The organism is Gordonia sp. i37, from assembly GCF_002043085.1.
Lineage (GTDB): Bacteria > Actinomycetota > Actinomycetes > Mycobacteriales > Mycobacteriaceae > Gordonia > Gordonia polyisoprenivorans.
In genome coordinates, this window is the sequence record NZ_MVPX01000127.1 from 1 (window position 1) to 13195 (window position 13195).

The 13195-nt window shown below is 68.2% G+C and carries 15 protein-coding genes; 12 read left to right on the top strand and 3 right to left on the bottom strand.

What is annotated here, in order from left to right:
• Positions 1–4: 4 nt before the first annotated feature.
• Positions 5–493 carry a hypothetical protein gene (locus B1964_RS05985; RefSeq protein ID WP_043456370.1) on the bottom strand — a complete coding sequence of 163 codons (489 nt, stop codon included), beginning with the start codon at positions 491–493 and terminating at the stop codon, positions 5–7.
• A 210-nt stretch (positions 494–703) separates the two neighbouring features.
• Between B1964_RS05985 and alr the strand changes: the two genes are divergently transcribed.
• Genes alr through tsaD form a run of 6 tightly spaced genes read left to right on the top strand, consistent with a single transcriptional unit; the run spans position 704 to position 5798 of the window.
• Complete coding sequence (gene alr / locus B1964_RS05990) at positions 704–1876, top strand: alanine racemase (protein WP_079929217.1); 1173 nt, start codon at positions 704–706, stop codon at positions 1874–1876.
• Complete coding sequence (locus B1964_RS05995; RefSeq protein WP_172398763.1) at positions 1873–2997, top strand: alpha/beta hydrolase; 1125 nt, start codon at positions 1873–1875, stop codon at positions 2995–2997. The genes alr and B1964_RS05995 overlap by 4 nt, the downstream gene beginning before the upstream one ends.
• The gene (tsaE, locus tag B1964_RS06000; protein ID WP_079929219.1) at positions 2994–3440 is read left to right on the top strand and encodes a tRNA (adenosine(37)-N6)-threonylcarbamoyltransferase complex ATPase subunit type 1 TsaE; all 447 of its coding nucleotides are present in this window, start codon (positions 2994–2996) and stop codon (positions 3438–3440) included. The genes B1964_RS05995 and tsaE overlap by 4 nt, the downstream gene beginning before the upstream one ends.
• Positions 3437–4228: a tRNA (adenosine(37)-N6)-threonylcarbamoyltransferase complex dimerization subunit type 1 TsaB gene (gene tsaB, locus B1964_RS06005; RefSeq protein ID WP_253193900.1), complete on the top strand. Its 792-nt coding sequence runs from the start codon at positions 3437–3439 to the stop codon at positions 4226–4228. Before tsaE ends, tsaB begins: the two co-directional genes overlap by 4 nt.
• Positions 4225–4758 (top strand): ribosomal protein S18-alanine N-acetyltransferase, encoded by a 534-nt coding sequence (gene rimI / locus B1964_RS06010; protein ID WP_006367573.1) that lies wholly within the window; start codon positions 4225–4227, stop codon positions 4756–4758. The genes tsaB and rimI overlap by 4 nt, the downstream gene beginning before the upstream one ends.
• Positions 4755–5798: a tRNA (adenosine(37)-N6)-threonylcarbamoyltransferase complex transferase subunit TsaD gene (gene tsaD, locus B1964_RS06015; RefSeq protein WP_020171750.1), complete on the top strand. Its 1044-nt coding sequence runs from the start codon at positions 4755–4757 to the stop codon at positions 5796–5798. Before rimI ends, tsaD begins: the two co-directional genes overlap by 4 nt.
• Positions 5799–5813: 15 nt before the next feature.
• On the opposite strand, the gene B1964_RS06020 is transcribed toward tsaD, so the two are convergent.
• Positions 5814–6275: a MarR family transcriptional regulator gene (locus B1964_RS06020; protein WP_014359482.1), complete on the bottom strand. Its 462-nt coding sequence runs from the start codon at positions 6273–6275 to the stop codon at positions 5814–5816.
• A 90-nt stretch (positions 6276–6365) separates the two neighbouring features.
• On the opposite strand from B1964_RS06020, the gene B1964_RS06025 reads away from it, so the two are divergent.
• From B1964_RS06025 to groL, 3 genes are all read left to right on the top strand, one after another.
• A complete protein-coding gene (locus B1964_RS06025; protein WP_079929220.1) occupies positions 6366–7991 on the top strand; it encodes an MFS transporter in 1626 nt (541 codons plus the stop codon).
• Positions 7992–8166: 175 nt separating this feature from the next.
• Positions 8167–8466 carry a co-chaperone GroES gene (gene groES / locus B1964_RS06030; RefSeq protein ID WP_006334733.1) on the top strand — a complete coding sequence of 100 codons (300 nt, stop codon included), beginning with the start codon at positions 8167–8169 and terminating at the stop codon, positions 8464–8466.
• Positions 8467–8774: 308 nt separating this feature from the next.
• The gene (groL, locus tag B1964_RS06035; protein ID WP_014359484.1) at positions 8775–10391 is read left to right on the top strand and encodes a chaperonin GroEL; all 1617 of its coding nucleotides are present in this window, start codon (positions 8775–8777) and stop codon (positions 10389–10391) included.
• Between the two features lie 135 nt (positions 10392–10526).
• Here the strand turns inward: groL and B1964_RS06040 are convergent, their stop codons facing one another.
• On the bottom strand, positions 10527–10823 hold the full coding sequence (locus B1964_RS06040; protein ID WP_006367568.1) for a WhiB family transcriptional regulator: 297 nt from the start codon (positions 10821–10823) through the stop codon (positions 10527–10529).
• Between the two features lie 455 nt (positions 10824–11278).
• On the opposite strand from B1964_RS06040, the gene B1964_RS06045 reads away from it, so the two are divergent.
• From B1964_RS06045 to B1964_RS06055, 3 genes are all read left to right on the top strand, one after another.
• The gene (locus tag B1964_RS06045; RefSeq protein WP_210739049.1) at positions 11279–12151 is read left to right on the top strand and encodes a hypothetical protein; all 873 of its coding nucleotides are present in this window, start codon (positions 11279–11281) and stop codon (positions 12149–12151) included.
• A 132-nt stretch (positions 12152–12283) separates the two neighbouring features.
• Positions 12284–12874: a sigma-70 family RNA polymerase sigma factor gene (locus B1964_RS06050; protein ID WP_014359485.1), complete on the top strand. Its 591-nt coding sequence runs from the start codon at positions 12284–12286 to the stop codon at positions 12872–12874.
• Positions 12858–13195 (top strand): anti-sigma-D factor RsdA (locus B1964_RS06055; RefSeq protein WP_253193901.1); only part of this gene is annotated, 338 nt, incomplete at its 3' end. The genes B1964_RS06050 and B1964_RS06055, both read left to right, overlap by 17 nt.

Genomic DNA, 13195 nt, shown 5'->3' on the forward strand with positions numbered 1-13195 from the left:
GGGGTCACAAGAAGAACGGCAGCCACCACACTCCCGGTATCAGCACGGGCATCGTGACCACACCACTCGCGATCGCCGCGCCGACGAATTCGCTCGTCGCGGGTAGCGGTCCGGTCGGGTGGTGGAGGGCCGTTCGATCCGGCTTCGCCGGGTGTCGCGCGGGTCGCGAGATGAACGCCGTGATCACCAGCACCACCGATGTCCACGCGCCGAGGACCGCTTGCACCCCGTGGACGGCCGCCAGCACCAGGACCGGCCGCCACCACCGACCGCCGGAGCCGGAGATCTCGGCGTCGAGGCCGCCCAAGCCGCCGATCATGAACAGGACGCCACCGACGAGGTAGCAGACCCCGGCCGCGCCACAGGCGATCCATGCGCCGCGTAACAACACTTTCGTGGCCGGTTGGCGGGGACTGTGACCCGCTGGGATCCCGGCCGCCGACGTGGCGGGTGCCATGGGCGGGTGCGGGGTGTGGAATCGGGGAGCGTGCATGCGCAGGGGCCTTTCGGCGACGGGGTTTTCCCCAGTCAAGTGCCCGGATGGGCCGATGGCATGAGCGAATTCCTCAGGTGTGGACAGATCGCCGCCTGTGGACACGGGGCGTGCGCTCCGACGCAAGGTGCGCTATGTGCGAGCCCGGTGGGGGCAACGCCGGCACACCGGACCACGGCGGCCCTCACAAATCTGGGACAATGGGCGGCGATGATCACCTCACCGCCGCCCGGCTCCGGGCATCACGGCTCGGCCCTGGCCGCCGTCGTCGACCTCGACGCCATCGCCCACAACGTGGGTGTGGTGCGCGAGGCAGCGGGTACGGGCGTGATCGCCGTGGTCAAGGCCGACGGGTACGGGCACGGTGCGGTGCCGGTGGCACGTGCGGCCCTGGACGCCGGAGCGGCCGAACTGGGCGTGGCGGTGATCGGCGAGGGACTCGCGCTTCGGGCCGCTGGGATCACCGAACACATCACGTGCTGGCTGCACACCAACAGCGCGGACTTCTCCGCCGCCATCGACGCCGACCTCGACGTCGCACTCTCGTCGGGTCGTCAGCTCGCGGCCGTCCTCGAGGCGGCCCGAGATCGGGGTACCGCGGCCACGGTCACCGTCAAACTCGACACCGGCCTCGGGCGCAGCGGGGTGGCGCCGGAGGAATGGGCGGATTTCGCCGACGATCTCGCGAAGGCCGTCGCCGAGGACGCCGTCCGGGTACGAGCGCTGATGTGCCACCTCGCCCGCGGCGACGAACCCGAGCACCCGTTGAACTCGCTGCAGGCCGAGCGCCTCGACGAGGCGCGCGCCGACCTGATCCGTCTCGACGCGCCGCCGGAGGTCATGCACATCGCGAATTCTCCTGCGGCACTGACCCGCCCGGACCTTGCGCGCGATCTCGTGCGGCCCGGAATCGCCCTCTACGGCGGGGTACCGATCCTTGGACGTGAATTCGGGTTGATCCCGGCGATGAGCCTGCGTGCCGAGGTGGCGTTGGTGAAGAGAATCCCGGCCGGACAAGGGGTTTCCTACAGTCACACCTGGACCACCGAGCGCGACACCACGATCGCGGTGATCCCGGCCGGATACGCCGATGGCGTACCACGACTCGCGTCGGGACGGTTGCGGGTCCGAATCGGCGATCGTGTCTTCGGTCAGGTGGGCCGGGTGTGCATGGATCAGTTCGTGATCGACCTCGGCCCCGACGGTGGCGGCGTGCGCGAGGGTGACATCGCCGAGTTGTTCGGTACCGGCGTCGGCGGCGGACCCACCGCGGCGGAGTGGGCCGAGACGATCGGCACCATCGACTACGAGATCCTCGCACGGATCGGCGGGCGAGCGCGCCGCGAGTACGTCTCATCCCGGCGGCAGGAGGCGACGTGGTGAACTCCACCGAGCGTGTCGGCCTGGCAGCCGGACTCGCCGGGGTGGCGACCCTCGGCGGGCTGGCCGCCGCGGGAGCGGCGCGCAGCGCCACCCGGCGTCGTATCCGACGGGGCCAGGACCCCTATCAGGGGATCGATTTCACCACGATGTACCAGGATCGGGCGTCGACGGTGACCGCGGCCGACGGCGTGCAGCTGGCGGTACGCACCGTCGACCTCGGTGGCCTCGAGCCGGACGAGACGCCGGAGCTGACCGTGATCTTCGTGCACGGGTTCAGCCTGCGGCTGGCGAGCTGGCACTTTCAGCGCTATGCCCTGGCACAGCTGTGGGCAGATCGCCGAATTCGCATGGTGTTCTACGACAATCGCGGTCACGGTCGCAGTGGCGAGGCCCCCGCGGACACGTGCACGATGCAGCAACTCGCCGATGACGCCGTCGCGATCCTCGATGCCACGGCTCCCGAGGGGCGGGTGGTCCTGGTCGGGCATTCGATGGGCGGGATGACACTGATGGCGCTGGCGCGGCGGTATCCGCAGCTCTTCGCCGCCGACGGCCGGATCGCGGGAGTGGCGCTCGTGGCGACCGCCGCCAGCGGTCTGACCGAGGCCGGACTCGGTCGGGGACTGCGCAATCCACTGCTCGACGGGTTCGCGGTCGCCGCCCGCAACACCCCGCGGGTCATCGAGGCGGGCCGCGACCTGACCCGGCTACTCCTCGAGCCGGTGCTCGTCGCCGCCAGCTTCGGCCCGGATTTCCACAGTCCGGCTGCCGGGCGGGCGGTGGAGAAGATGATTCAGAACACGCCCATCGTGACCGTGGTCAACTTCCTCAACGCGCTGGAGCGTCATGACGAGTGGATGGGTGTTCCGGTGATCGCCCAGGTACCTTCGGTGATCGTGTGCGGCGACGAGGACCGGATGACCCCGTTGCCCAATTCCCTGCAGCTCTACGGCGAACTCGGCACCGACTCGCGGATGGAGGTGGTCGACGGCGCCGGGCACATGGTGCAGATGGAGGCGCCCGACCGCGTCACCGACGCGATCGCCGACCTCGTCGAGCGTGCGCGTCCGGCGCGCCCGGCTCCACGCCGTCGCTGGTGGCAGCGGAGGCTGCGCGCATGAGCGGACCGCAGACCCGCGATCTCCCGGACGTCGCCGACACCGAGATGTTCGGAGAGGAACTCGCGCAAGGACTTTCGGCCGGTGACCTGGTGATCCTGGACGGTCCACTGGGTGCGGGCAAAACCGCTCTCGCCCGCGGCATCGGGCGAGGGCTGGACGTCGCCGGTCCGGTCTCCTCACCGACGTTCATCATCGCGCGCGAACACCGGCCGACCTCGGCCGGTCGGCCCGGGATGATTCACGTCGACGCCTATCGGCTCGGGGGGCTCGAGGAACTCGACGCACTCGACCTCGACACCGACCTCGCCGACGCCGTCGTGGTGGTCGAGTGGGGCGAGGGGGTGGCCGAACGTCTGGCCGAGCGACATCTGCTGGTACGTCTGGTCCGCGACCCCGACACCGACGTGCGCCACGCGAGTTGGGAATGGGTGAATCACCGATGAGCACACCGGAATCGACACCGTCGGTGCCGACGGCCACCGGCACCGTGGCAGGTGAGAGCACTCCCACCGGGCGCACTCGGACCGTGCTCGTGATCGACACCGCCACCGACACCGTCGTCACCGGGATCGGCCGCATCACGACGACGGTCCGGGCTCCCGAGTGCCGTGTGGCCGCCGCCCGCGCGGTGGCCGACGGGCGTCGCCACGCGGAGATCCTGACCTCGCTCATCGCCGAGGTACTCGAGGAATCGGGCGTCGGCCGCGATGGCATCGACGCGGTGGTCGTCGGAACCGGGCCCGGGCCGTTCACCGGCCTGCGGGTGGGCATGGCAACCGGCGCCGGATTCGGTGACGCCCTGGACATTCCGGTGTTCGGTGTCTGTTCGCTCGATGCCATCGCGCACGATGTGGGGCGCGTGAGCGCGCCGGGCGCCACGGTGCTCGCGCTCACCGACGCGCGCCGCCGTGAGGTGTACTGGGCGCTCTACCGCGACGGCGGGCACACCCGCACGCGTGGACCCGAGGTGAGCGCTCCCGGTGTCGTCGCCGAGATCCTCTCCGACTCGGGTGTCGACGCGGTTGGCGGGTCGGCGACCCACCTGCGCCAGAGTGGTTGGGGTGGCGACGATCCGGCGATCACCGTACCCTCGGTTGCCGGATTGCTCGGTGCGGCCGCGATCGCGGTGACCGGTGGGCAGAGTCCACCGCCGCTCCTTCCGCTCTATCTGCGCCGACCCGATGCGGTGGAACGAAAGGACCAGCAACCCAACAAGGTCGGCGCGTCGTGACAACCGGTGCGCCGATCATCGATGCTCTCGACTACCGCGACATCCCCCGTTGTGCCGCCCTGGAGAAGGAGATGTTCGCCGGCGATTCACCGTGGCCGGCAACGGCTTTCCGGGCAGAGCTGAACGCGCCGTATAACCGCTACTTCGCGGCCCGGGACGAGCTCGGTGGTGCCGTCGCCGGCTACGCGGGTATCTCCACCCTCGGATCCGAGGGCAGCTTCGACTGCGAGATCCACACGATCGCCGTCGCGCCGACCCATCGCGGACGCGGTTACGGCAGGGCGTTACTCGATGCGCTGCTCGAGGTCGCCGACTCCGTCGACGCACCGGTCTTCCTCGAGGTGCGCGTCGACAACGTCACCGCGATCGCGCTCTACGAGCGCAACGGTTTCGTGACGTCGGGCGTGCGGCGCGGCTACTACCAGCCCTCGGGTGCCGACGCCTACACGATGATCCGTCCGTCGGCCTCCGGTCGGGTCGGCGTCGACGAGACACTGGATTCGGCAGGCAAGGGCGGGCAGCACACATGATCGTGATGGGTATCGAGAGCTCCTGCGACGAAACGGGAGTCGGGATCGTGCGCTGGGAGCCGGGCACCGACGAGCCCGGTCGGGCGGTCCTGCTTGCCGACGAGGTGGCCTCCAGCGTCGACGAGCATGCCCGATTCGGGGGAGTGGTCCCCGAGATCGCCTCCCGCGCACACCTCGAGGCGATCGTGCCCACCATGCGGCGGGCTCGCGCGGCGGCCGGGATCGATCGTCCCGATGCCATCGCGGTCACCATCGGCCCGGGTCTGGCCGGGGCCCTGTTGGTGGGAGTGGCGGCAGCGAAATCCTATGCGCTGGCCTGGGATGTCCCGCTGTATGCGATGAATCATCTCGGCGGACATGTCGCGGTCGACACGCTGGAGCACGGACCGATGCCCGAATGCGTGGCCCTGCTGGTCTCCGGCGGGCACACGCACCTGCTGCACGTCACCGATCTCGCCGAGCCGATCGTCGAACTCGGTACCACCGTCGACGATGCGGCCGGCGAGGCGTTCGACAAGGTCGCCCGCCTGCTCGACCTCGGTTTCCCTGGTGGACCGGCTCTGGACAAGGCTGCAGCGCTTGGGGATCGGGAGGCGATCGCGTTCCCCCGGGGAATGACCGGGCCCCGCGACGCCCGGTATGACTTCTCGTTCAGTGGGGTCAAGACGGCGGTGGCCCGCTACGTGGAGAAGTGTCGACGAGACGGCGTCGAGGTACCGATCGCCGACGTCGCGGCGTCCTTTCAGGAGGCGGTCGCCGACGTGTTGACGCTCAAGGCCGTACGTGCGTGCGATGACCTCGGCGTCGACACTCTCGTGCTCGGAGGCGGGGCGACGGCCAACTCGCGTATTCGATCTCTGGCGCAAGAACGTTGTGCTGCAGCGGGTATCACGCTGCGGGTACCCACTCCGCGCCGGTGCACCGACAACGGGGTGATGATCGCGACGCTCGGCGCCCACGTCATCGCCGGCGGTGCGCAGCCCTCACCGCTGACGGTGGCGACCGATCCGGGGATGAGCGTGCAGGTCTCGCAGTTGTGACGGCGGAGCGCTGCGTCAGGTGGTGGTGAACCCGCCGCCGGACACCTCGGGGCACGTCACGCACTGCTCGGCGAGGATTCGACGTTGGGTCGGCCGGGCATCGGTGTACCGTCGCGCTCCCTCGTCGGTGAGAGCAGCGAACACCGACCGTCGGTCCGTGGCGCACATCGTGCGCTCGACGAGTCCGTCCTTGTCGAGTCGGGCGACCACGCGCGACAGTGCGCTCTGCGTCAGATGCACCCGCCCGGCCAGATCGCTCATCCGAAGGCTGTGATCCGCTGCGCCCCAAAGAAGTTCGAGGACCTCGAATTCACTGGAGGACAGTTGGTGCAGCGTCTGTAGTTCGCGGTCGAGGGTGCACTGGATGCGGTGGAAGCGGACCGAGAGATCGTGCCATGCGGCGGCGAGTTCCTCGGCACGGTCGTCGCTGGCGGCGCCGGCTCCGCTCGTCGCGTCTCCTTCTGCCGCCGTGGTCATGGCCGCAGCATATCACTGCCACCGCATCTTATGCGTGAGAAAACAATGTGAGATCAAACAATGTAGACGCATTAGATGCGTATGCATATAGTGATCGGCATGGCATTCACAGATCGCAAGGTGGTTTCCCCGGCCTTGCCGGGACACACGGGGGCGCCGCGCGCGCCGCACGACGCGTCACCGCTCGACCCGGCCGACCATGTGGCGGCCGGTCATGTCACGACCGGATCGGGTTGGCCGGCGCGAACCTGGATTCTGCTCGTGGTGCTGGCCGGCGCCTTGTTCCTCGACGGGCTCGACGTGTCGATGGTCGGGGTCGCACTTCCCTCGATCGGCTCCGATCTCGGCATGGGGCAGAGCGAGCTCCAATGGATCGTCAGCGGATATGTCCTGGGCTACGGCGGTCTGCTCATGCTCGGCGGCCGGGTGAGCGATCTCCTCGGCCGGCGGCGGGTCTTCCTCGTCGCGCTCGGCGTCTTCGCGGTCGCGTCGGTGGCCAGCGCCGTCGTCGACATCGACATGCTGATCGTGGCCCTGCGATTCATCAAGGGGGTGGCGGCGGCGTTCACCGTGCCGGCCGGGTTGTCGATCATCACGACCACCTTCGCCGAGGGGCCTGCGCGCAACCGCGCACTGAGCATCTACACCGTCTGCGGGGCCAGCGGCTTCTCGCTCGGTCTGGTCTTCGGTGGACTGCTCACCGAGTGGTCCTGGAGGGCCACCCTGATGTTCCCGGGACCGGTGGCGATCGGATTGTTCTTCGCCGGGCTGCGGGTCATCCCGCGCGGTGAGCGGGTCGCGTTCCGCTGGGCGCAGTTCGACGTCCTCGGTGCGGCGACGAGCACGGGTGCGCTGCTGCTGCTCGTGTTCGCGGTGGTCCGGGCTCCCGAGATCGGGTGGGCGTCGACGGCCACCATCGGCACCTTCGTCGCCTCGGCCGTGCTGGCCGTCGCTTTCCTGGTCATCGAGATCCGGCACCGACACCCGCTCGTGCGACTGGGCATCCTGCGGTCGTACCTGCTGGTACACGCCAACATCTCCGGTGCGCTGATGTTCGGCGGGTATGTCGCCTTCCAGTTCGTCGTCACCCTCTACCTGCAGGACTCGCTCGGCTGGACCCCGCTGGCCATGGCCCTCGGCTTCTTGCCGGCCGGGTTGATCGTCGCGGCCAGCGCGACCCGGATGGACCGGGTACTCGACCGCGTGCCCACCCCGTTGCTGATGGTGCTGGGATTCGCGGCCTTCCTCGGCGGATACCTCTGGTTCGCACGAGCCCAGCCCGGCATGGCCTACGCGGATTTCCTGTTGCCGACCATCATCCTGCTCGGCATCGGTTTCGCGCTCACGTTCCCGTCGGTGACCTCTCAGGGCACCGCGGGCGTCGACGACGACGAGCAGGGGCTCGCGTCCGGATTGGTCAACACCAGCGTGCAGATCGGCGGGGCGGTGATGCTCGCCGTCGTGACCGCCGTGCTCTCCAGCTCGGGGGAGCACAATCGACCCGGCGAGTTGCTCGGCGGGATGACCACGGCGATCTGGCTGGTCAGCGCGCTGTCGGTGATCGGTCTGGTCGGCGCGGTGGCGGTGAGTTGGTTCGGTCGACGCGACGCCGCCGCGGGTGGAGGGCGGTCGGGCGAGTCGAGGGACGAGCCTGCCGCATCGCCGGCCGCAGCGGTGGCGGAGGTGTCCGTTCCGCAGCCGTGTGCCCACTGCTGAGAATTTTGCACCCGCCGCCCTTGAGTGCTGGCACTCGCATGTATAGAGTGCCAATAGGCACTGTGTTGTGAACCTCGGCACCCGCGACGACGAGGTTTGTGGCAGAGCCCCCCAATGCAGGTCAACTGCAACAAGTACATCCACTTCTCGAACGAGAAAGTTGAGGACTGACATCGTGGCGAGCGTGAACATAAAGCCGCTTGAGGACAAGATCCTGGTGCAGGCCGTCGAGGCCGAGACGACCACCGCGTCGGGTCTGGTCATCCCGGACACCGCCAAGGAGAAGCCGCAGGAAGGCACCGTCATCGCAGTCGGTGAGGGACGGGTGACCGAGCAGGGCAACCGTGTCCCGGTCGACGTCAAGGAAGGCGACACCGTCATCTACAGCAAGTACGGCGGCACCGAGATCAAGTACGCCGGCGAGGAGTACCTGATCCTGTCGGCGCGCGACGTGCTCGCGGTCATCGGCAAGTAAGAGCGCAACGCGTTGGAGCGACACGAGAATTCGTGAACCTCTCTCCGCCCCGGTGCCCCTTGGGTCACCGGGGCGGAGTTGCCTGACCGCATCGGTCACACGGAACGCTTCATTCCCGACCCCCACCACCTGTTCGCGCATCACTCCCTATCTCTCGTGCGTTTGCCGCTCCCCCATGTGTTCGCGCCGCGCCGCGATGCAGGAGGAGCCGGCGAGGAGCGTAGCGACAAGCCGGCGACGACGAAGAGCGGCGACTTGAGGCGCGAACACCGCGACTCGCGGAGCGATCGCAGAAAGTACAGAAACTCATGTCCAAGCAGATCGAATTCGATGAAAAGGCGCGCCGCGCGCTCGAACGCGGCATCAATCAACTCGCCGACACGGTGAAGGTCACGCTGGGGCCCCGTGGCCGCCACGTGGTGCTCGCCAAGGCTTTCGGCGGGCCGAGCGTCACCAACGACGGTGTCACGATCGCGCGTGACGTCGATCTCGAAGACCCCTTCGAGAATCTGGGTGCGCAGCTGGTCAAGTCGGTTGCCACCAAGACCAACGACGTGGCCGGGGATGGCACCACCACAGCGACGGTTCTCGCGCAGGCGATCGTCTCGGCCGGTCTGCGCAATGTCGCTGCCGGTGCGGGTCCGATGGCGCTCGGCGCAGGCATCGGCAAGGCTGCCGACGCCCTGAGCGCCGAACTGTTGCGGACGGCGACGCCGGTCGAGGGGCAGAAGGCGATCTCGCAGGTGGCGACCGTGTCCTCGCGGGACGCCGAGATCGGCGAGATGGTCGGTAAGGCGATGGAGACCGTCGGCGTCGACGGTGTCGTCACCGTGGAGGAGGGTTCGGGCCTGAGCACCGAACTCGATGTCACCGAGGGTGTCCAGTTCGACAAGGGCTATCTGTCGCCGTACTTCGTGACCGATGCCGACGCACAGGAAGCCGTTCTCGAGGACGCGCTGGTGTTGTTGTACCGCGACAAGATCAGTTCGCTGCCGGATTTCCTGCCGCTGCTGGAGAAGATCGTCAACGCCGGCAAGTCGGTGTTGATCATCGCCGAGGACGTCGAGGGCGAGCCGCTGTCGACGCTCGTGGTCAACTCGATCCGCAAGACGATCAAGGCCGTCGCGGTGAAGGCCCCGTTCTTCGGTGACCGTCGCAAGGCGTTCCTCGAGGATCTCGCCGTGGTCACCGGCGGGACCGTCATCTCCTCCGACATCGGGCTGAGCCTGGCGACCGCCGAGCTGGACCTGCTGGGGTCGGCGCGGCGCGTGGTGGTCACCAAGGACACCACGACGATCGTCGAGGGTGCCGGGACCGCGGACGCGATCGCCGATCGCGCCGCCCAGTTGCGTCGCGAGATCGAGAACAGTGATTCCGACTGGGATCGTGAGAAGCTCGCCGAGCGGCTCGCGAAGCTGTCCGGTGGCATCGCGGTGATCCGGGTCGGGGCGGCCACCGAAACCGCGCTCAAGGAGCGCAAGCACCGCGTCGAGGATGCGGTGGCCGCGGCCAAGGCCGCCGTCGAGGAGGGCATCATCGCCGGTGGCGGTTCGGCCATCGTGCAGGCCGCCAAGGTGCTCGACGCCCTCGCCGACTCGCTGCCCGGCGACGAGGCGCTCGGCGTGCGGGTTGTTCGCGAGGCCGTCAAGGCGCCGCTGTTCTGGATCGCCACCAACGCCGGTGTCGACGGAGCGGTCGTGGTGAATCGCGTCGCCGAGTCCGGTGCGGGGGAGGGGTACAACGCCGCCACCCTCACCTACGGCGATCTCATTGCCGAGGGCATCATCGACCCGGTCAAGGTCACCCGCTCGGCGGTCGTCAATGCCGCGTCGGTGGCCCGGATGGTTCTCACCACCGAGACCGCGGTCACCGACAAGCCCGAGCAGGCCGCCGAGGCCGGTCACGGACACGGGCACGCGCACTGACGGTCGGTCTTCTTCACGACGGTTTCTTCACGACGATGCCGGGGTGGTCACCACAAGGGTGACCACCCCGGCATCGTCATGTGGTGAGAGGGGTGTCGGGGAGGTCGTTGCGCCCCGGTGGTGGTTGGTGCGCGTTCAGCTCGCGATACGGCGTCCGACACCGCGCTTCATCAGCATGCTGCGTTCGGATTCCGACAGCCCGCCCCAGATGCCGTACGGTTCGGCCACCGCGAGTGCGTGCTCGCGGCATTGGGCGATCACCGGGCACTGATGGCACATCTCCTTGGCGCGCCGTTCACGCTGTGCCCGGGCCCGGCCGCGTTCGCCGTCGGGATGAAAGAACATCGACGATTCGACACCACGGCACAGGCCGTGCATCTGCCAATCCCAGACGTCGGCGTTGGGGCCGGGAAGGTGGTTCGGTGCAGGCATGGCAGCATCTCCTTCTGCAAGGGCGTGGACTCGCGTGGACCTTGTGGGCGTCGAGTCGCGACGTGATCCGACGGTGGCGCCGGTCTGGAGTTCATGACGGTCGTTGTCGTGGTCGTTTCCGGCGACGCAAGAGAACAGTAAGCGGGCCTGAGAAACAACGTCAATACCGTCAATCAGCGGGAAATGATCGAAAAGATTCCGCCATTGTTAACGCAGTGTTAGCTGGAGTCCCGGCGTTAGCACAGCCGTGCCGACCGGTGTTGCGGGGGCGTCCGTGGCCTGCGGAGATGCGGTGTGAGCAGTGCGTATTGGCGTATCCGGAAGGAAATGGGAGGGCGTGGAGAAATGGTGCGGTACGAGCGGCCAAGATATTCGATTAACCTGACGGAAACCTTCACGTCATCGACCGTTGATGCCACCGAGATTTTTAACAATTGTGTCGCCGAGTTAAATTCATGCTAACTGGGACGCCGGACGGTGACGCCGGACACGTTTTCGCTGGTGATGAGCGCGTGCGGCGGTGGTGTACGGCAGTCGAGACCGGTGGGCTCGGGTACGGGGCGGCCGCGTTGACCGCGCTGGCGGAGTTGGTGGCCGACGCCCGGCGTGCCGGCGACGGTCCGATGGCGGCACTCGCCACGAGCACCGCGGCGTCGCTGTACCGGCAGTCGGGTCGTCACCGCGACGCGCGTGCCCTGGACTCGCGCGCGCTGGCATACGTCGATGCCGCCGGGTCGTCGCCACGGCACGCTGACTCGAGGTGGACTCGCGCCGCCCTGGCCGACACTCTCGTCAATCTCGCCGCCGACAATCTGGGGTTGTTACGGTTCGGTGTGTCGCATCGACTCCTCGAACGGGCCGATGTGGTCCTCGGACGGCCGCAGGATCTGGGCGAGGGTCCATGGCTGCCCGACGCCCGGTGCCGGCTTCGATTGCTCTGGGTGCGTGCGGAGTGGGCTCTCTACACCGGCGACGCGAAGCACGCGGTCGAGGTCGCCGAGCGAGCGCAGGCACAGCTCGCCGACCGCGCAGACCATGGAAGCGAGCGCCATCGGATCAAGACCGGGCTGGTCCTCGCGGCTGCGCGCGCCGGCGCCGGGCAGACCGAGCACGCACGACAGGACGCCTCGACGGTGCGTGATCAGGCGGCCGAGGCGGGCCTGCTTCCCCTGTGCTGGGCAGCGTCATCGCTGTTACAAGGACTCGGCGACGCCCCGGATTCGGGACCCGGCGGTCCAGCGCCTTCGACCGGCGCCTCCGTCATCGATCTGCATCGATTGCTGATGGAGCGCGGCATGCCGTTCGTGACGTCGGCGAACGATCGCTAAGGTATTTGGGGTTCGCCGCGCCCGCATGGCAGTCCCCGCGCAGGGCGGCACCGCTGTTCAGGCCGTCATGGCACCGCAACGGACCAGGTGAGGTCCGCCACACACTATGTAACACGGGGATCTCGACTGACGATGAAACTGACGGGTGATGAGCTGGACGCCGCCGTCCGCGCCGCGAGGCAGGGCGATCGCGTGGCTCTCACGTCAGTTCTCGAGAGTGTGCATGAACCCATCCTGCGCTACTGCCGAGGGCGAATCGGAGTCGGAGAGCGCCACTTGTTCTCCGCGGATGACATTGCGCAGGAGGCGTTGATGGCGGTGATGACTGCGCTGCCCCGATATGAGGATCAGGGCAAACCGTTCATGGCCTTCGTCTACGGCATCGCGTCCCACAAGGTCGCCGACGCGATGCGGGTTGCCGGTCGGGTCAAGGCCGATCCGGTGGAGGCGGTTCCCGATGTCACCACGGTCCTCGGCGGGCCCGAGGAGATGGCATTGGACTCCGATGCCAGCCGACGGATGCGACAACTGCTGTCGGTGTTACCCGACAAGCAGCGCGAGATCCTCGTGTTGCGACTGGTGGTCGGGATGTCCGCGGAGGAGACCGCCGACGCGGTCGGCAGCACACCGGGAGCGGTGCGCGTCGCCCAGCATCGAGCGCTGGCAAAACTGAAAGACGAGCTGAGGAAGGCAGGTGGACGACGCAATGAACGACGAGCATGACCGGCGTCGACCCATGCCGGGCCCGCAGCCGTCGGGGGGCGTTCCGGGTTCCGGTGTCGGGCCACATGCACCACGTGGCCACGGCCATTCCGGTGCACCCGACGACAACGATCGACGAGCCGACATCGACCTGCGGCAGGGGCACTTCGATGACGCATTCATCGACGCGCTCTCCCATGACGTGCCCACGCCCACCCGTGACGACACCGAGTATCAGTTGGCCGCATTGCTGTCGGGTTGGCGCCACGAGGTTCTCTCCGAGCCCGCACCGCCGATCCCCGGTGTCGCCGAGGTCGAGCGCGCGATGGCGGCGCGCTCCGG